At 46.4% G+C, this 18,301-nt stretch carries 15 protein-coding genes and 1 pseudogene; 12 read left to right on the top strand and 4 right to left on the bottom strand.

Going from position 1 to position 18,301, the window contains the following annotated elements; translation table 11 throughout:
* Window positions 1–185 precede the first annotated feature (185 nt).
* Together I5M27_RS06465 and argH are read left to right on the top strand one after the other, a co-directional pair.
* Window positions 186–1,304 carry a M20 family metallo-hydrolase gene (locus I5M27_RS06465; RefSeq protein ID WP_200505361.1) on the top strand — a complete coding sequence of 373 codons (1,119 nt, stop codon included), beginning with the start codon at window positions 186–188 and terminating at the stop codon, window positions 1,302–1,304.
* A gap of 130 nt (window positions 1,305–1,434) precedes the next feature.
* A pseudogene (argH, locus tag I5M27_RS06460) lies at window positions 1,435–2,765 on the top strand (argininosuccinate lyase).
* Window positions 2,766–4,287: 1,522 nt separating this feature from the next.
* Here the strand turns inward: argH and I5M27_RS06455 are convergent.
* Both I5M27_RS06455 and I5M27_RS06450 read right to left on the bottom strand, forming a co-directional pair.
* On the bottom strand, window positions 4,288–6,033 hold the full coding sequence (locus I5M27_RS06455) for a WYL domain-containing protein (protein WP_200505360.1): 1,746 nt from the start codon (window positions 6,031–6,033) through the stop codon (window positions 4,288–4,290).
* Between the two features lie 96 nt (window positions 6,034–6,129).
* On the bottom strand, window positions 6,130–6,549 hold the full coding sequence (locus I5M27_RS06450; protein ID WP_200505359.1) for an endonuclease domain-containing protein: 420 nt from the start codon (window positions 6,547–6,549) through the stop codon (window positions 6,130–6,132).
* Window positions 6,550–6,690: 141 nt separating this feature from the next.
* Between I5M27_RS06450 and I5M27_RS06445 the strand changes: the two genes are divergently transcribed.
* The 7 genes from I5M27_RS06445 to I5M27_RS06415 all read left to right on the top strand — a co-directional run bounded on the left by I5M27_RS06445 (window position 6,691) and on the right by I5M27_RS06415 (window position 14,659).
* Window positions 6,691–7,449 carry a nucleotidyltransferase domain-containing protein gene (locus I5M27_RS06445; protein ID WP_200505358.1) on the top strand — a complete coding sequence of 253 codons (759 nt, stop codon included), beginning with the start codon at window positions 6,691–6,693 and terminating at the stop codon, window positions 7,447–7,449.
* Window positions 7,450–7,471: 22 nt separating this feature from the next.
* Window positions 7,472–8,539, top strand: coding sequence for a nucleotidyltransferase domain-containing protein (locus I5M27_RS06440; RefSeq protein WP_200505357.1), 1,068 nt, complete (start codon window positions 7,472–7,474; stop codon window positions 8,537–8,539).
* Between the two features lie 115 nt (window positions 8,540–8,654).
* A complete protein-coding gene (locus I5M27_RS06435; RefSeq protein ID WP_200505356.1) occupies window positions 8,655–10,076 on the top strand; it encodes an RtcB family protein in 1,422 nt (473 codons plus the stop codon).
* Between the two features lie 92 nt (window positions 10,077–10,168).
* Entirely contained in the window at window positions 10,169–11,512 is a 1,344-nt protein-coding gene (locus I5M27_RS06430; RefSeq protein ID WP_200505355.1) for an ATP-binding protein, read from the top strand.
* 6 nt (window positions 11,513–11,518) lie between these two features.
* Window positions 11,519–12,718, top strand: coding sequence for a tetratricopeptide repeat protein (locus I5M27_RS06425; protein ID WP_200505354.1), 1,200 nt, complete (start codon window positions 11,519–11,521; stop codon window positions 12,716–12,718).
* Window positions 12,719–12,747: 29 nt separating this feature from the next.
* The gene (locus tag I5M27_RS06420) at window positions 12,748–13,974 is read left to right on the top strand and encodes a tetratricopeptide repeat protein (RefSeq protein ID WP_200505353.1); all 1,227 of its coding nucleotides are present in this window, start codon (window positions 12,748–12,750) and stop codon (window positions 13,972–13,974) included.
* 58 nt (window positions 13,975–14,032) lie between these two features.
* Window positions 14,033–14,659 carry a hypothetical protein gene (locus tag I5M27_RS06415; protein ID WP_200505352.1) on the top strand — a complete coding sequence of 209 codons (627 nt, stop codon included), beginning with the start codon at window positions 14,033–14,035 and terminating at the stop codon, window positions 14,657–14,659.
* 33 nt (window positions 14,660–14,692) lie between these two features.
* On the opposite strand, the gene I5M27_RS18700 is transcribed toward I5M27_RS06415, so the two are convergent.
* Entirely contained in the window at window positions 14,693–14,824 is a 132-nt protein-coding gene (locus tag I5M27_RS18700) for a hypothetical protein (RefSeq protein WP_262896442.1), read from the bottom strand.
* A gap of 118 nt (window positions 14,825–14,942) precedes the next feature.
* A complete protein-coding gene (locus tag I5M27_RS06410; protein ID WP_200505351.1) occupies window positions 14,943–15,119 on the bottom strand; it encodes a hypothetical protein in 177 nt (58 codons plus the stop codon).
* A 77-nt stretch (window positions 15,120–15,196) separates the two neighbouring features.
* Here I5M27_RS06410 and I5M27_RS06405 point away from each other — a divergent pair, with 77 nt between their 5' ends.
* From I5M27_RS06405 to prfH, 3 genes are all read left to right on the top strand, one after another.
* Window positions 15,197–15,994, top strand: coding sequence for a hypothetical protein (locus tag I5M27_RS06405; RefSeq protein WP_200505350.1), 798 nt, complete (start codon window positions 15,197–15,199; stop codon window positions 15,992–15,994).
* Window positions 15,995–16,243: 249 nt separating this feature from the next.
* Complete coding sequence (locus tag I5M27_RS06400; RefSeq protein ID WP_200505349.1) at window positions 16,244–17,653, top strand: RtcB family protein; 1,410 nt, start codon at window positions 16,244–16,246, stop codon at window positions 17,651–17,653.
* Between the two features lie 5 nt (window positions 17,654–17,658).
* Window positions 17,659–18,273, top strand: a complete 615-nt coding sequence (gene prfH, locus I5M27_RS06395) for a peptide chain release factor H (protein ID WP_200505348.1) — start codon at window positions 17,659–17,661, stop codon at window positions 18,271–18,273.
* The last annotated feature ends 28 nt before the right edge of the window (window positions 18,274–18,301 follow it).

The raw sequence follows: 18,301 nt of genomic DNA, 5'->3' as shown, positions 1-18,301 counted from the left end.
ATTGCTGGAGTGAGCTGGCAGCTCGAATCTTTTAAGGAATCAACAGGAAAATGTACAAGCTTACCAGCTCGCACCAGCATAAAAAAACGGTAGGGTTTTTAGTTGAAAAAGTGCTTCAAAAGTTATTTACACAAAGCCAAAAATATTAATATTCCCACCCAAACAATTCCAGTTTTCAATTTAAAATGCCGGCTACAAAGGAAATACCAACACTCGCCACAAATGAATTAAACCTGCTTTACCAGCAAGCTTTAGCTTTGCTGAAAAACCTGATCCGTACGGTTTCTTATAGCCGCGAAGAAGACCAGACGGCCAACCTGATCGAAGCTTTTCTAACCGAAAACGGTATCGTTTCAAGGCGAAAAAGTCATAATGTTTGGGCGCGTAATAAATATTTTGACCCGGCTTTGCCTACCATTTTGCTTAACTCTCACCACGACACGGTTAAACCAAACCCGGGCTGGCAACGCGACCCGTTCGCGGCCGAAACTGAAAACGGGAAAATATTTGGTTTGGGCAGCAACGATGCCGGCGGTTGCCTGGTGGCTTTGCTGGCTACATTCGTATATTTTTATCCCCAGCAAAACCTGGCCTACAACTTTATAATGGCGGCTACGGCAGAAGAAGAAATTTCGGGCACAAACGGGTTGGAGCTGATCTTACCGGACCTGGGCCAGATCGATTTTGCAATTGTGGGCGAACCTACGCAAATGCAAATGGCGGTAGCCGAAAAAGGCTTGCTGGTGCTGGATTGCGTAGCCCACGGGAAAGCCGGCCATGCGGCCCGCGAAGAAGGGGAAAATGCCATTATCAACGCGATGAAAGATATCAGCTGGTTTCAGAATTTCCGCTTTCCAAAGGTTTCGGAATTTCTGGGACCGGTAAAAATGAGCGTGACCATGATTAAAGCCGGCAGCCAGCACAACGTAGTTCCGGACCGTTGCGAATTTACCGTAGATATACGCGTTACCGATTGCTATACCCACGAAGAGATCCTGGAAATTATCCGCCATCATGTGACTTCGGAAGTTAGGCCGCGGTCTATGCGTTTACGGCCTTCGGGCATTGCCAGCACAGCGCCTATTGTGCAGGCCGGCCTGGCCTTGGGCCTGCAAATGTACGGTTCCCCCACTACTTCCGACCAGGCTTTGCTTCCGGTACCGTCGCTTAAAATTGGCCCCGGCGATTCTGCCCGTTCGCACACCGCCGATGAATACATTTACCTGGCTGAATTGAAAAACGGCATTGAGTTGTACGTGAAAATGCTGAACCGGCTGGCCCTGAAAACAAATAATGCAGACTAAGCTCTTCAAATAATAAAGCTACGAAACCTGCCCTTTTATACCTAAAAACGCTATGGTTTTGGACCTGAAAACTGCCTGAAGCAAAAAGTTAAAACCAATTAAAACAGTAGCAAATAAACCCAAACCCCTTATGAAACTCTGGCAGAAAGAAACCCAGGTACAGCAGCAAGTAGAACAATTTACCGTTGGCAAAGACCGCGAACTGGATTTGTTTTTAGCGCCTTTCGATGTGCTGGGCTCATTGGCGCACACCAAAATGTTGCACAGCATCGATCTGCTTTCCGCAGAAGAACTACAACTGGTGCAGCGTGAATTGAAAAACATTTTTGCTGCCATACAGGACGGAGAATTTACGCTGGAAGAAGGCGTGGAAGACGTGCATTCGCAGGTGGAATTACTGCTTACGCGCCGCATTGGCGAAGCGGGGAAAAAGATCCACAGTGGCCGATCCCGCAACGACCAGGTCCTGCTCGATCTGAAACTGTTTATCCGGAGCGAAATTCAGAAAACGGTGGAATCGGTGGATATGCTTTTCCGGCAACTTATTTCGCTCAGCAACCAGCACCATGTAAACTTATGCCGGGTTACACGCACCTGCAGATTGCCATGCCTTCGTCGTTTGGGTTGTGGTTTGGTGCCTATGCCGAAAGTTTAGCCGATGACCTGATCCTGCTGCAGGCGGCGTATAAGATCAGCAATAAAAATCCGTTGGGTTCAGCGGCCGGTTACGGTTCTTCGTTCCCGCTGAACCGCCAGCTCACCACCCAGCTGCTGGGTTTCGACTCGCTGCATTACAACGTGGTTTACGCGCAAATGGGCCGGGGAAAAACCGAACGGAACGTAAGTAGCGCACTTGCTTCAGTGGCCGCTACGGTAGGCAAACTCGCCATGGACGCCTGTTTGTTCATGAGCCAGAATTTCGGTTTTATTTCCCTGCCCGACGAACTGACCACCGGTTCCAGCATTATGCCACACAAAAAGAACCCTGATGTATTTGAGATAATCCGGGGCAAGTGCAACAAACTGCAGGCTTTGCCTAACGAAATTGCGCTCATGATCACCAATCTGCCATCGGGTTACCACCGCGACCTGCAGCTGGTAAAAGAAAGCTTTTTACCGGCTTTTAAAGAACTGCAAAGTTGCCTAGAAATGACCACTTACATGCTGCAGAATCTGGAAGTAAAACCGGATATGCTGCAGGATGAAAAATACCGTTATTTGTTCAGCGTGGAAGCCGTAAACCAACAGGTCCTGGAAGGCGTGCCCTTCCGGGATGCGTATAAAAATGTGGGTGCTGCTATCGAAAACAACACGTTCGAAAGGCCGGAAAAAATTAACCATACCCATGAAGGCAGTATCGGAAATTTGTGCAACCAGGAGATCGAAAATGCCATGGAGCAGGTTTTGCAGGAATTTAATTTCAGCAAAGTAGAAAAGGCATTTGCAGCCCTGCTGAAGTAATAGGAAAGCTACCTGACCAATACCAATTATTAAGAGGAAACAAACGGCTAAAATTTTTCATGTAGATACCAAATTTCAATTCCACTATGCTGCGATTAAGAGCTGAACTTACTTCAAGCAAGTAAAGAAGCTGAATATGTTTTGTAAAGCCACATTAATGTAAAATCTGAAATCTCCAGAAAATCAGGAGGACCTGTTGACCGCTGAACGTTTTATTTTGCTGGTACATTTATCCTCCTGTAATATACAAGACCCATTCGCTAAGAAGAAAATCTTAAGTAGAAGTATCAGTCTGATCCCAATCACCATCTGGCGAAAATTTCCGGACCCAGTTTAAAACGTAGTGGCATCCAAAGCTTACACTCCGATTAATGGCGGTTCCATCAGTATTCTCGTTAAAAAGCAGATTTATTACTGTTACTAGCGGAATCGAATTAACCACCCAATATGTATCCTTTATCCGGAGTTTGCCGAACTGTCCAAAATCTTTAATCTTTATTTTCCGCCTTGAGTCCGGTCCTACATTTTGTTTCCGGTGGAGTCTATCTTAACTACCCAGTAATCATAGAAGTTAAAATTTCCTTTGTTGGTTTCGCTTTTGTCTGGGCTTACCCAGCCTTCAGAACTTCCGCCCAGGATATAACCCCGTCAGTGGTTTGTTTACTGAAGAGCCAAAAGGTTATTGGTGTTACCCCTCCAAAGGCATTGTCTCAGATTTTATTGCCTTTGGCATCCAACTTTAAAATCAAGTAATCAAACTACCCTTTTGAAGACTGAATTGGATTGCCACTGATTATAGATTGCGAAGAACCACCCAGAATTTAGCCCCCATCAGTGATCTGCTGAACGGCGATACCGTAATCGAGACCGCCTTTCCGGTATGGTTTTAATTTAGCAGATTTCTTTACTTGATTTTCTGACTTGTTAACTGAACAACTACCTGGCTACTTACTGGTTTACCACTTTTTTACCATACCGAACAACTGCATTTGAAACCGGTTTCCCAAACCGTCATGCACCAGTACAGAAAAACCAGACTTTAATTGCAAACCTTTAGGGATATAGGAGAAACGGTATTTAACGAATAAACCAGGTCAGACCCCTGAGCAAGGACGAAGAGGTAATGCCCTTGCGGCAAATCTTATTAATAATATTGGTTTACGGCAAAAGAATCGACTACAGCATGAAAAAAGGTCTTTGAAACCGATCTGGCCTTATCTCAAAAATGGTTTTTGTCTCCTGATGGGTTATTCTGTAGATATAAGTATAAGGGCTGCGGTAATTGCTTTTCGTTAGCCAGCTTTGCGCTTGGATAGAAAATGAAAAAAGTAAAAAAAGTAAAACGATACTTCTAATCATAATAAAACCTTACGGCTCTAAATAGACATTGAAAAGCAAGGATCTTTATACTGAAAACATAAAAAAATTAAACTAAAAAGCCTGTGTAGAAGATTCCAATTACTTATAGAAACAGGCACGATAATAATCCTGTACTTGCTCTAAAATACTTCTCTACTTAATCTTAATTAAAAATGAATTCCCGCTCCAGCCAATCCAATTCCCCCGGCAGTTCTTTATTATTAAATTCAAGGTGTATAACCCTCCGATGCCGGTCGTTTTCCGTTTTGGAAGAAGCATGCAACGTTAATGGCTTCAATAAATGAACTCCTCCTTTAGGCACCCGGCAACATTTATGCTCCGAGTTATCCCGCAACATTCCAATTGCTTCATCGGTTAAAACTTCAAAATGAGTTTTAGGAATTACTTTTAAAGCCCCATTCTTTTCATCCGTATCATCCAGGTGGATCCGGAGCGTAAAAGCATCTTTCAGGTATTCCATTGGCGGACGCACGCTTACCAGATCCTGTTTATTGGTCCAGGCATTAAAACCTTCCGTTTCAATTTTACCATTCACATTAATGGGTATATCCTGGTGCCAGGTAACGTACCAGTTTGAGCGCGGCGGCTTGTCGAAATAAATGGCTTTGGTCAAAAAATAATCCTTGCCAAAACCTTCCTTTACCAACTTTGAAAGGTTGCTGTTAAATAAAATCCTTTTCAGAGAAGGTAATTCCTTTAGCAAATTCCTGATCGCAAACAGGTCGTCTGTTCTTCTGAATCTGGTACGGTCTTCGGCGGCTTTATTGATGATGGAAAGCAGACGGCTAACTTCTTTATGGGTGTAAATATTTTCTAAAATAGCGAAGCCCCGGCGCTGCACTTTTTTCAAACTATTTTCCAGATCGTGCAGGCGCAATTCCTTTTCATAACTTTCCACCGCATTGCTTAACCGATCCTGAATCCGCCGTTTAAATCGTTCCGGCCGCAGCACTTTCACGCATTCGCCAAACCCAAGAATTTCCTTTTCCAGCTCAAAATTCAGCTGCACTTTTAAGCCAATTATGATACCGTTTCCGGTCTTTTCCAGCAAGGTTTGCGAGTGGTGAATCGGTTTGGTAAGCACATATGGAGCGGTGTTGGCATTCACAAAAAGTTCAACCTGCTCCGGCCCTTCGTTCGGATTTACGGTAACTCCAATTACATTGCGGTAATATTCCTCCAGATTGAAACTGGTATTTACCAGGTAAGGCTCAGCAGACTCTTCCAATGCCCAGATGCGATCGAGCGCTAAATTCTGCACCGGCTGGCTTTGCTTTTTCACGCCAATTACAAACCAACGGTTCCGGAATTCCTTGATAAAATACGGGTGAAAGGTAAAGGTATTTGCCTCCCGCGCTTTAAAAGACTGGTAAGTAATGGTTAGCGCTTTCTTCTTAATTATGGCCTGGTAGATCGCGTCCAGATATTCTAGTCCACGCAGATTATCGTTTTTCTCCAGGTCAATAATCGGTGCCTGTTTCGTTTTAGCGGTATGGATCCGGTCTTCCAGCCGTTGCACCATTCCGTTCAGTTCGTTGAAATGGGTAAAGCCTTTAAATTGCCTTAAAATTTCAGCTACCTCCGTCAGTTTGCCCAGGTCCTGATCGGTAAGCGGAATGTTGGTAATGGAATATTCCGGATCTTCGTAAGCGTAATATTTCTTGTCGATCACCACGATCGGCGCGTTGTAGCCTAGTTTATCGCTGCGCATAAGTTGCAGATCCATCTGGACCGAACGCCGGCTTACGCCTTTGTCAATGCCTTCATATTCATACAAAGCTTCCGAACAGGCCTCAATAAGGTCTTCCAAAGTCCACTTCCGGTATTTGTTCCGCAGGCAGTTATCGATGGTACGGTAGCGGATCAGGGCATTGCGATTTACGGGCATAGTTTTAACCTCATCCCCCGGCCCCTTCTCCTATAGGAGAAGGGGAGAGAGGCTATTAATAAATGTTTATTGTCTGTTAGCTGCTCGAACTAAATTTTATATAATCGTATCTTTCTCATTCAAACTCCCTTCTCCTTGAGGAGAAGGGCCGGGGATAAGGTGCTTACCAACTTCTTCAAGTACTTCCACCACATTTTTAAGCACTTCCTCATTCTTGAACCGTAGCACTTTAATCCCAAGATTTTGAAGTTCAGCACTCCTTCCCGCGTCAAAATCTTGCGCTTCTTTATCATTATGTATTTCGCCATCCAATTCAATTGCCAAACCAACTTCATGACAATAAAAATCAGCAATAAAATTACATATCGGGTGCTGGCGCCGGAATTTAAATCCCATTAGCTTCCTCCCCCGCAGATGTTGCCAAAGGAAATCTTCAGCCTGAGTTGCTTTTTTACGGTTTTCTTTAGCGAATAAAAACTGCCTGGCTTTAGCTCCCTTATGAAGATCTTTGCTCATTTAACTTCCATTATCGAATAGTCCCCCCTTCTCCTCAAGGAGAAGGGGCCGGGGGTTGAGGTTAAAAATAGAAAATAATTTTCACTGCGCAAAAACACTGCGCAGTACCCTCCTACCTTTGGTTTAAATAATAACTGAACCATGAAAGAGCTGATCCTGAAAAGACTGAAAGAAATTGAAACCGAATATGACGTAACCGTCCTGTTTGCTTCCGAAACCGGCAGCCGCGCCTGGGGCTTTCCTTCTCCGGACAGCGATTACGACGTACGCTTCATCTACATGCACCCGCAAGATTGGTACCTTGCCATCGATGAAAAAAGGGATTCGATCGAATACCTGAACGGTGACCTGGATCTGGTGGGCTGGGACATCCGGAAAAGTCTGCAATTGCTGCGAAAATCGAATGCGGCCATGTTCGAACGTTTGCAATCGCCGATCATTTATCTGGAGCAAACCGAATTCCGGGAAAAGCTAAATCAGCTGGCACCCGCTTACTTCTCACCGAAGGCCGGATTGCACCATTACCTGAGCATGGCCTTCAGTTATTTTAAAACCTGCGAAGCATCGGAAATGGTAAAATTGAAAAGTTATTTTTATCTGCTGCGCACTGCGTTAGCCAGCTTCTGGATCATAGAAAAGAATTCTGTTCCGCCACTTCTGTTTCAGGATTTATTGCCATTGGTGGAAGACAGGAATACGCAGGAAAAAATCGCTATGCTTTTAAGCATGAAAAGTCAGCAAGACGAAACATATCTGCACCCGAAAGAACCGGAACTGGAAAATTATCTGAAAACGATTCTGGATTACTGCGAATGCAAAGCTCCTGAAATCAAAGCCCATAAAGGCGAAACAGAACCGATAAACCAGCTTTTCCGGGAAACACTATTTGAAATTAAATAAAAACTGAACATCTGCAAAAACGATGGCTTTAACGATACAAGATCTAAAAACAAAAAACCTGTTGCTGTTCGAAGGCATCAGCGGTAGCAAAGCGTATGGCCTCAACACTCCTACTTCAGATACCGACATCCGGGGAGTTTTTGTGCTGCCCGAAGCAGATTATTTTGGCCTGGATTATACTGAACAACTCAGCAATGAAAGCAACGATATTGTGTATTACGAACTAAAACGCTTTGTTGATCTATTGGCAAAAAACAATCCGAATATGCTCGAAATGCTGGCTATGCCTGAAGATTGTGTGTTGTATAAACACCCGCTTTACGACCAGTTTAAACCGGAGCTTTTCCTTTCCCGGCTTTGCAAAAACACCTTCGCTGGCTACGCACTCACGCAGGTGAAAAAAGCCAAAGGCCTGAACAAAAAGATCGTGAACCCGGTGGAGCCGGAACGTAAATCCATTCTGGATTTTTGCTACGTAGCAAAAGGACAAGGCTCAGTTCCGGTGCAGCAATTCCTGGCAGAAAATGGTACCAAGCAAAAACAATGCGGGCTGGCCAAAATTCCGCACATGCCCGACCTTTATGCGCTTTTCTATGCTGCCGGCACCAACTTTAAAGGAATAGCCCCGCATGAAAATGCCAACGATGTTTCGCTCAGCTCCATACCGAAAGGCATGGAGCCAATAGCATTAATGACGTTCAACAAAAACGCTTATTCTACCTACTGCAAAGAGTACCTCGATTACTGGGAATGGGTGGAAAAGCGCAACGATGCCCGCTACCAAAACACGCTGAGCCATGGCAAGAATTACGACGCTAAAAACCTGATGCACACGTTCCGGCTGCTCGATATGGCCGAAGAAATTGGTAGCACCGGAAAGATCATCGTGCGGAGGCCAAACCGAAAGTTTTTACTGAAGATCCGCACCGGAGAGTTTGAATATGCCGAACTGGTTGCCATGGCAGAAGAACGAATTGCAAAAATGGATAAAATCTACGAACGTTCGAACCTGCCAGAAACGCCGGACCTGGAAAAAATTAACGAAACGTTGGTCCGGGTGCGAAAAGAGTTTTACAAAGCTGTTTCTTAAAATTGATAACATTCAAAACTTATTTAAAAAAATTGTAAAAGAAAAATTTCACTGCGCAAAAAGGCTGCGCACATGTATAATTTCTTTGTACCAGATCAACGAATAAAAAAACGCTATGGAAAATACCGAAAAAGTAACCGGAAATGACCTGCTTGCTATTGGCTTCCCAGCCGGCAAAGCCATTGGTCTGGCGCTCGAACTAGCCGCCGACGCCTGTTACGCCCTTCCCAAAGAAGCCAAACTGGAGGAGTTTCGAATGGTACTGGAAAACCCAGTCCAATTTAGCGAACATCCGGTTTTCGCTTCCCTGGCCGGACTGCTTTTAACCCCGAAAGAACCGAAAACGCTATCCCTTCGGGCCGAAAAAGTGCCCTATGAAATTTACGGACCGGAAGCCATTGAAGAAGGTGCCCTGAAACAGATGGAAACCGCCATGCGCCTGCCGGTAACGGTTGCCGGTGCGCTCATGCCCGACGCGCACCAAGGCTACGGCTTGCCCATTGGCGGCGTGTTGGCTACCGAAAATTCCGTAATTCCTTATGCCGTAGGCGTGGATATTGGCTGCCGAATGTGCCTGAGCATTTACGATCTGCCGGCAAGTTACATTGACCCAAACCGCGACAACCTGAAAAGAATGCTGATCGATAATACCCGCTTTGGCACGGCCACTTTTAAAAGACCGCAGAGCCACGCCATCATCGACCGTCCGGAATTTCAGGATATGAAGCTGCTTCGCACGTTAAAAGATAAAGCGTACAAGCAACTTGGTTCTTCTGGCGGCGGCAATCATTTTGTAGAGTTCGGAACCGTGGAAATTATGGATCCACAGAACGAATTTAACTTACCTGTTGGCACGTATTTTTCCGTGTTGTCGCACTCCGGCTCGCGTGGTTTGGGGGCGACTATTGCCGGGCACTACACCAAAGTTGCTATGGCGAATTGCCCTCTGCCGCAGGAAGCCCGCCACCTGGCCTGGCTCGACCTGAATACCGAAGCCGGACAGGAATATTGGCTGGCCATGAACCTGGCCGGTGATTATGCATCTGCCTGTCACCATCAGATCCACGACCGGATGGCTGCATCTTTAGGAGTAGAACCCATTGCCATGGTAGAAAACCATCACAACTTTGCCTGGAAAGAAACCGATGCCACTGGCCGGGAATTGATCGTACACCGCAAAGGCGCCACGCCGGCTGGCAAAGGTGTATTGGGAATGATCCCGGGCTCTATGAGCACACCGGGCTTTATCGTGCGCGGGAAAGGTTTGGAGGCTTCCGTAAATTCGGCATCGCATGGCGCGGGTAGAACGATGTCGCGAACCAAAGCTAAGAACACGCTGAACCTGGCGGCCGTACAGCAGCACTTGCTGAATGCCGGCGTAGATGTGATCGGCTCCGGATTAGACGAAGCACCGATGGCTTACAAAAACATTCACCAGGTAATGGAATTCCAGAAAGACCTGGTGGAAGTCATTGGCACCTTCACCCCGAAAATTGTGCGCATGTGCGGCGATGAAAAGTATATGGAGGTAGATTAATTAAGCGTTTGCAGAAATCAAAAATAACCAACAATTGGCAATTCTAAATCTTTCCCTTAACTTGATTCCCTGTTACTGATCAACCAATTCCGATGAACGAGCAAGAAGAAGCCTCATTACCCGGGTTAATCGAGGCCTTAAAGTTTTCCCCCGATAATATTCCGCTTAGGAAACACGTAGCCGATATTTACATTCGCTTAAACAAGCTGGATGAAGCGGAACTGCATCTGAAATCCGCTTTAGAGCAAGCCCCGCACCACAAAGGCTTAAAGCTGGAGTTGGCGAAACTCTATTTTAAACGACAAAAAAACTCAGCTGCTTTTGTGGTTGTGGAAGAACTATTGCAGCTCGATCCGGAAATGGCCGAAGCCGTGCTCCTGCATGCTAAACTGCTTTTCGAAACCGGCGAAGCTAAAGAAGCGCTGGACCAATACATACTGGCCACTAAGCTGAATCAGGCTTTAAAAGATAGTGCACTTGAAAATAAGATTGCCGAAAAGGCCCATCCCGGCTATTCGGAATTCGACCTGAAAGTTCCTGCTGTTTTGCCAGATGATGAAGACAATACCGAAGTTGAAAAGCCAAAAATAAAATTCAGCGATGTAGGCGGCATGCACCAGGTAAAGGAAGAGATCAGCTTAAAGATCATTCATCCGCTGCTGCATCCGGACTTGTATAAAGCTTACGGCAAGAAAATTGGTGGCGGCATTCTGATGTACGGTCCGCCGGGCTGCGGAAAAACCCTTATTGCCCGCGCCACGGCCGGCGAAATAAATGCTTCTTTTATTTCGGTAGGCATAAATGATATTCTGGACATGTGGATCGGGAATAGCGAAAAAAACCTGCATGCCATTTTTCAAAAAGCTCGGGCAAAAGCTCCCTGCGTGCTGTTTTTCGATGAAGTAGATGCTTTAGGCGCCAGCCGTAGCGACATGCGCAAAAGTGGCGGTCGGCACCTGATCAACCAGTTCCTTTCTGAACTGGACGGGGTGGATTATTCGAACGAAGGCGTTTTGATTCTGGCCGCTACCAATACTCCCTGGAACATGGATTCGGCTTTCCGTCGGCCGGGCCGCTTTGACCGGATCGTTTTTGTAACGCCTCCGGACCAGGCAGCCAAAGAAACCATTCTGGAAGTTCTATTGAAAGATAAACCTATACAGAAGCTAAACTTAGAAGCGGTAACCAAAAAGGCCAAAGATTTTTCGGGCGCCGACCTGCGGGCCGTAGTGGATATTGCCGTAGAAAACAAACTGCGCGAATCCATGAAAAAAGGCCTGCCCCTTCCAATCGAACAGAGCGACCTGATTAATGCCGTAGAGAAAGTAAATCCCTCTACCAAAGAGTGGTTTGGCACGGCTCGCAATTACGCCCTTTATTCGAATGAAAACGGGCTTTACGATGAAATACTGGATTACTTAAACTTAAAGAAATAACCGGCCATGGAAGCAATAAACCAGGACAGAGCTTTGCTTCTGATCCAGCAACGAAAATTTAACCTGGCCGAAGCCGAACTCCGCAACGCCCTTTCTCAGGATTTGGACAACGCTCAAAATCACGCTTTTCTGGCTTTGTGCCTGATGAACCAGCAAAAAACCAGGGAAGCTTTACAGGAAGTCGATTTAGCCATTGCCTTAGAGCCAGATTTTGCTTTTCCGCACTACATCCAAAGCCTGATTTTCTACAACGAAGATAAGCTGGACGCATGCGAAACGGCCATAAAAGAAGCCATTCGCCTGGACTCTTACGATGCGACTTTTTACGACATTTTAGGTAGCGTTTTCTTTAAGCAGAAAAATTTCCGAGAAGCCATGCGGATTGCCGAAGAAGGGTTAACCATCGATCCGGAAAATGTGGATTGCTTAAACCTGAAAGCCCGGGCGCTTAACCTGTTAGGCGATAAAAAGCTGGCTGCCGATAGTTACAAAAATGCTTTTTACCACGAACCGGAAAACGACCTGACCCATGCCAACCAAGGCTGGAGCTACATCGAAACCGGGGAGTATAAAAAGGCATTAGAGCATTTCCAGGAAGCTTTACGCCTCAACCCCAATTCTGATTTTGCCCGCGAAGGTTTGGTGGAGGCGCTGAAAGCGAAATACTGGATCTACCGCGCCGTGCTGAACTTAAATTATAAAATGCTAAGCTTAGGCAGCGGCGCGCGCTGGGGCATGATGATCGGGGTTATTCTTTTTGTAAGAGTAATGCCGATCCTGATTCCTTTTTACCTCGTGCTGATCTTTTTTACGTGGTTTTCCGACCTGATCTTTAATACCCTGCTCCGGTTTAATACTTATGGCCGGCAGGCTTTAAGTGCAGAGCAAATAAAAGGCTCTAATATTTTTCTGGCATTTCTTACCGGTGGCGCTACTGCGCTAACGGCGGGCAATTTTTTAGCGATTGAATCCTTCGAAGTGCTGGGAATTGTGCTTATCGGCTTGCTGTTTCCGGTGGCCGGTACCCTGAGTATGGAGAATAAAACTGCCCGGAAAAAATCGTTCTATGCTACCTTGGTTTTAGCGGCTGCCGGCATAGCGTTTTTAGGAACAGTGGTTTTTTCGCCGGAAGACGGCCCGGCTGTGATGAAGCTTTTCTACGGTGGCATAATCGGCTATACCTGGTTAAGGCAATCCCTGAACTAAGGTTGTTTTCAAAAGGTAAGGCTTAATTTATGTGGACTCCCGTTTCTGATGCGCATCTGGAAAAAGCAAGGTTATTGCTTGATCATCAGAAGTATGCGCTGGCTGAACAGGAACTGCACCAGGTCCTGACTACCAATCCCGAAGACAGCGTTGGGCATGCCCTATTAGGCTTATGCTACCTGAAAACGAGCCGTTATCCGGAAGCTTTCACGGCGGCAACCCGCGCCATTGCCCTCGACGCAGCATCGGATTATAACCACCGACTTCTTAGCCTGGTTTATGAACGTGAAAAGAATTTACCGGAAGCAGAAAAGGCTGCCCGATATGCCATAACCTTAAACCCGGAATTCGGATTCGGATATTCGTTGCTTGGCCGGATATTGTTTAACAAGAATCGGCTTAACGAGGCCCTGGAAGTTGTAAATACCGGCTTGTGCTACGATCCGGAAGATGTGGAATGCCTGAATTTGCAGGCCCGGATCTTTGTAAGGCTGGGCAAACCGGAAGCGGCAACCGAAAACTTTCGGACCAGCCTGAAACAGGATCCCGAAAATTTCTATACCCACACCAATAAAGGCATTGCCCTTGGAGAAACCGGCGATTACAAGAATGCAATTTTGTACTTTAAAGAAGCAGTAAGGCTAAATCCGGATTATGAGCTGGCTAAAAGGTATTTACTGGCTTCCCATAAAATGCAGTATGATTTTTACCGCTTCGTTATGCAGGTTTCAGCAAATTTGCTGAAAGCAAAGGTGTCAGAAAAATGGTTGCTGCTGCTTGGGGTTTGGCTCATATTTAAAGTTTCTCCTTTGTTTCTGCCCTTTTTCCTGATCCTGCTGCATTTGAGTTTATTTACCGATGTACTCTTTAATTTTATCGTTTCCTTTCATGCAGAAGCCGGTAAATTATTACAGAAAAACGAAAAAGCGCAGCCAGGAATGCTGGGTGGTTTATTCTTTTTAGCAGCTTGCTTTTATGGAGCAGGAGCATTTGCAGAAATTCCTGTTCTTTTGAGCTTAGGCCATATTATGCTTGGGCTTTCAGTGCCATTAGTCACCCTGTTTTACATGAAAAGCCAGGAATCGCTTAGAAATGCTTTTGCATTTATTTCCTACCTGATTATAGCTGCAATGCTTTACTTGATTTTGGGTTATTTTTTTCCGGAAGAAAATCCGCATGCGGGAATAACCGGAGCAGCTTTATACATTTTTAATTTTTTACTAATTGGTTATTGCTGGTTCCGGAAACAGCTTTAGTTGCCATCCGGGCTGTTGCTGCAATTCCAAATTCAATGCTCCTTACAATTAGAATTATATGAGAACAATTGCCAATAAATTTATTTTTGGTTTCCTCTTTTTATTTCTTTCATGGAAAGGGTTAGATGGTTTACTGATTAATTACCATTCGCAGCAGCAATACGAAGTGAACATTCTGGAGCTGGAGAAAACAGGTACGCAGCATAAGCGTTTTCTTAAAATCAACAACGGGATTGCCGCCGACCCAATGATCTATTTTGAAGAAAATCCTGGTTCCCCCATCGATGTAGTTTACCCGATCATAAGTGCAAACCAAATGATGGATGCCCGCTTAGGAAAACCTGTTGAAGCCCGAGTATTGGTTAAAATCAAAAATATGTCGCGTGAATGCCTGGAAGATGGAAACTGCTTTCTGCCGGACAGCACTTCAATTTCCGGAATTACCGAAAATGATCTCTTAAACTTTACGAAAGATCAATATCAACTATTAGAAGAAGACGGGCTGAAAATTGCCAAAGATGCCATTCTGGTAGAAGCCAACACAAAACCAATTCCATTAGCATGGAACTTATTAATGTTTATTGGCGGCAGCAGTTTTGCATTTGCAATTCTAAAATCGTTCTTCCGGAAAGCAGACAATCTGGAAGATTACTGGGAAAAAGTTACGGAAAAGAAAATGGCATGATAAGGTAGCATCTAAAACCAGGCATTTGCTATCTTAATTCTTCGGCTCCATCCCAAACAGTCGCCTGATCAGCTTATCCACTTCCAGACCCGAATAGCCAAATTCACCTGTTATTTTATTCAGGATCAGAAAAACGCCCATACCTTCAAAAAAAAATATTTGCACGTTATTAAATTTTTCTTTTACCTTTGCCCCGTTACCTCCGTATTATGTTCAACCCAAAAGCATAGGAGATCAATACATTGCTAGAACTTACTTCCATATCGTCCCCACGGTTCATCTCTTAGTCTGAGGTAAGTAAAACTATTCCCTTTACTTTTAGAACAGTTACCGGAAAGGCTTTTAAAGCCCTGAAATTTCCTGTCCGCTGTTTTGCTCCCTCTTCTTTTTTTTCTAAGTCCTGAACCGGTTTTACGACACTGGCCGCATCGGCCTTTCCTGCAGTTTTTACTGCAGGCACCTACCGTTTTGGGATTATTCTATTTTAGCAAACGCAGATATCAGTAATTACGATCCTGTAATCCTGGCCTGCAGTTTATGTTTCCCAAAACCTACCTTTTAAGCATTAAAAACACAAGTATATGGGAAAACATGGGCAATGTAAATGCCTTTTGGGCAGGTCGTTTCCGGTCTGCCAGACAAAGAAAAAGAGCGGTTAAAAGCGACTTCGAAAAACAGTTGCGGAAACTTGGAAAAGAACGCCAAACGCTATCAGATCAGTTGCGAAAACTCGGGTATGAACCTTTGGTACCGCCGGTGCAAAAAGGCTTTAAACGGTTTTTCGTTTTGCGTGAAGACGTGGCCAGAACTCCCCGGGCAGCTTTCTTTCAGGAAATCCTGGATAAAATTAATACGGTTCAGTACAGCGACACGCGAAAATTCACGAAAACCAGGCGCTTTATGGGTCGCAAGATCAAGGTTCTGAAAGAGCAACTCCTGGATTCTATTTCGCTCTATGAATGGCACAAACTGCAACTTCCGGCAGAGCAGGCTTTCTATTTTGAGCAAGCTGAAGAATTAACTGCTTACCATGAATGGCGTACCGTTTTCAGATTTACGGAGCCCTGGCGGTTCCGGCTGAAAATCGCACCCAATCTCATAACCCGGATCCGAATAAAGGATGCAGTGCTGGAAAAGCGAATGGATGAGATCGATAATTACATGGAGCGGAATTTTTTGAATGGTAAGTATTTCAGGCTTACTCACGGCGCGGCTGGTTACTACAGTCACCGGATCGGAGAGAAAATACGCTATAGTAATCCGCTTAAAAACAAACCCCTGGATTGGATTTTAGAAATGGCCAGGCAGGATGATCCTGAAGTAGTGCTTTCCTGAATGATAAAATATGCAATTGAAACCACTAGCTAAAACGCTATCCAAATCAGCTAATAAAATGGCCTGACTTATAAAACCAAGCCGCATTTAAATAAAACAATTGTAAAATCCATTAAATCTTAAAGCTATGTCCCGGCAAAACCTAACCCCAAAACCTACCCTGCAAGAGGCAGCCTCCAAATGGGTAGCCGGCTCAAGAAAGCCAAAATACTTAAAAGATAAATTTTCAATAAAAAAGAAAATAAGCCCATGGGCAAATCACATAATATTAAAGGAAAAGATCTGAGTAAGATCGGGTTTGTGAACGATGTGAGCCGCAGCATAGCCATTATGCTGGCCGCGAAGCATTTCAAACACTTACCCAAAAAAGACGTGCTGAAAACGCTATCGGAAGTACAGGAAAAACCCGAAGCATTTTTAGAGCACGAAACCCTGGCGCAGCTCGCCCGGACCTTTGTTGTCAAAACCGAAACTCAGACCTTCCAGGCCTTCGAACTGAAACCCGAAGGCGCACCGGTAAAGATCTACGGCAGAAAAAACATTGAAGGCGCTGCCAAACTGCAGATGGAACAGGCCATGCGTTTGCCCGTTGCATTGCAAGGCGCCCTCATGCCCGATGCCCACGTGGGTTTCGGCTTGCCGATCGGCGGGGTGCTGGCGGTGGAGAATGCCGTAATTCCGTATGCCGTTGGCCTGGACATTGGCTGTCGCATGGCGCTTTCCATCTTCGATCTCCCGGAAAAATACCTGCAAACGGAAAGCTACCATTTAAAGAAAGCCCTGAAGGAAAACACGCACTTCGGCATTAACGGCGGCATTGCGTTTGCGCAGGAACACGAAGTGCTGGACCATCCGGATTTCAACGCCACGCCCCTGCTGCGGAAACTGCACAGCAAAGCCGTTTACCAGCTGGGTTCCTCGGGCAGCGGCAACCATTTCGTGGAGTTCGGCCTCATCGAATTGTTCGCCGGAAACCCGGTGGGCATGCCGGCCGGAACCTACCTGGCCTTACTCTCCCATTCCGGTTCCCGCGGTATGGGTGCGGCAGTTGCCAAGCATTACACCAACCTGGCCATGGATGCCTGCAAGCTGCCGAAACAGGCGCAGAACCTGGCCTGGCTTTCTTTGGATGCGGAAGCCGGGCAGGAATACTGGCTGAGCATGCAACTGGCCGGACGTTATGCGCAGGCCTGCCACGACCAGATCCACCTGAACCTGGCCAAAGCCATTGGCGAAAAGCCGGCGGTGAAGGTAGAAAACCATCACAACTTTGCCTGGCAGGATCAGCTCCCTGATGGCCGCAACGTGATCGTCCACCGCAAAGGCGCTACGCCCGCGCATGCCGGCGAGCTGGGCATTATTCCCGGCAGCATGACCACGGCCGGTTACCTGGTGAGCGGCAAAGGCAACCCCGATTCCCTGTTTTCCGCCTCGCACGGCGCCGGCCGGAGGTTATCGCGCGGACGGGCCAGGGAAAGCTTTACGGTTTCGGCCATGAAGAAAATGCTGGCTTCGGCCGGCGTAACGCTGATCGGCGGCAGCCCGGAAGAATGCCCGATGGCTTACAAAGACATCGACACCGTGATGCAGGGACAAACGGCGCTGGTAGACGTGCATGGAAAGTTTATGCCCAAGATCGTGCGGATGAATAAAGAATAGGACTGATGGAAGCATACATGATTCAGATAAGCGCCGGCCGCGGACCGGAAGAATGCTGCCGCGTAGTAGCCCGGGTACTGGAAATTTTTCTGAAAGAAGCCCGCTCCCAGAACCTGGCCGCCGAAGTGGTGGCCTCCGTACCAGGCAACCTGAACGGCACCTTGCTGTCGGCGCTGGTGCAGGTGAAAGGTGCGGGAACCACGGCCTTCCTGCAAACCTGGACGGGTACCATTCAGTGGATCGCGCCGAGCCCTTATCGCAAATACCACAAACGGAAGAACTGGTTTGTAGGCCTGCAGGCGTTTGAAGTTGCCCGACTCGCCCGCTGGCAAAACCAGGATGTGCAGTACGAAACCCTGCGCGCTTCCGGCCCCGGCGGCCAGCACGTGAATAAAACAGAATCGGCGGTTCGGGCCCGGCATCTTCCTTCGGGCATTACGGTGGTGGCCTCGGAAAGAAGATCGCAGTTCCAGAATAAAGCCGAAGCGCTGGAACGCTTAAAAGCGAAGGTGAACCTGTGGCAGGTAGAACAAGCTGCCACCAAAGCGCAAAACCAATGGGAACAGCATCTTTCCCTGGAAAGAGGAAATGCGGTGCGGACTTTTAACGAACGGCTGTAATTAGAAAAGCCCTGCTCTTTTGGAGTGG

Source organism: Adhaeribacter terrigena (genome assembly GCF_016623615.1).
GTDB lineage: Bacteria > Bacteroidota > Bacteroidia > Cytophagales > Hymenobacteraceae > Adhaeribacter_A > Adhaeribacter_A terrigena.
This window is presented reverse-complemented; position numbering and strand designations above follow the sequence as displayed.

Coding starts and splice junctions, on each gene's coding strand:
- I5M27_RS06465 (WP_200505361.1), top strand. CDS start 186: ATGCCGGCTACAAAGGAAATACCAACACTCGCCACAAATGAATTAAAC.
- I5M27_RS06430 (WP_200505355.1), top strand. CDS start 10,169: ATGAACGAGCAAGAAGAAGCCTCATTACCCGGGTTAATCGAGGCCTTA.
- I5M27_RS06415 (WP_200505352.1), top strand. CDS start 14,033: ATGAGAACAATTGCCAATAAATTTATTTTTGGTTTCCTCTTTTTATTT.
- prfH (WP_200505348.1), top strand. CDS start 17,659: ATGGAAGCATACATGATTCAGATAAGCGCCGGCCGCGGACCGGAAGAA.
- I5M27_RS06400 (WP_200505349.1), top strand. CDS start 16,244: ATGGGCAAATCACATAATATTAAAGGAAAAGATCTGAGTAAGATCGGG.
- I5M27_RS06450 (WP_200505359.1), bottom strand. CDS start 6,549: ATGAGCAAAGATCTTCATAAGGGAGCTAAAGCCAGGCAGTTTTTATTC.
- I5M27_RS06405 (WP_200505350.1), top strand. CDS start 15,197: ATGTTTCCCAAAACCTACCTTTTAAGCATTAAAAACACAAGTATATGG.
- I5M27_RS06455 (WP_200505360.1), bottom strand. CDS start 6,033: ATGCCCGTAAATCGCAATGCCCTGATCCGCTACCGTACCATCGATAAC.
- I5M27_RS06435 (WP_200505356.1), top strand. CDS start 8,655: ATGGAAAATACCGAAAAAGTAACCGGAAATGACCTGCTTGCTATTGGC.
- I5M27_RS06420 (WP_200505353.1), top strand. CDS start 12,748: ATGTGGACTCCCGTTTCTGATGCGCATCTGGAAAAAGCAAGGTTATTG.
- I5M27_RS06445 (WP_200505358.1), top strand. CDS start 6,691: ATGAAAGAGCTGATCCTGAAAAGACTGAAAGAAATTGAAACCGAATAT.
- I5M27_RS06440 (WP_200505357.1), top strand. CDS start 7,472: ATGGCTTTAACGATACAAGATCTAAAAACAAAAAACCTGTTGCTGTTC.
- I5M27_RS06425 (WP_200505354.1), top strand. CDS start 11,519: ATGGAAGCAATAAACCAGGACAGAGCTTTGCTTCTGATCCAGCAACGA.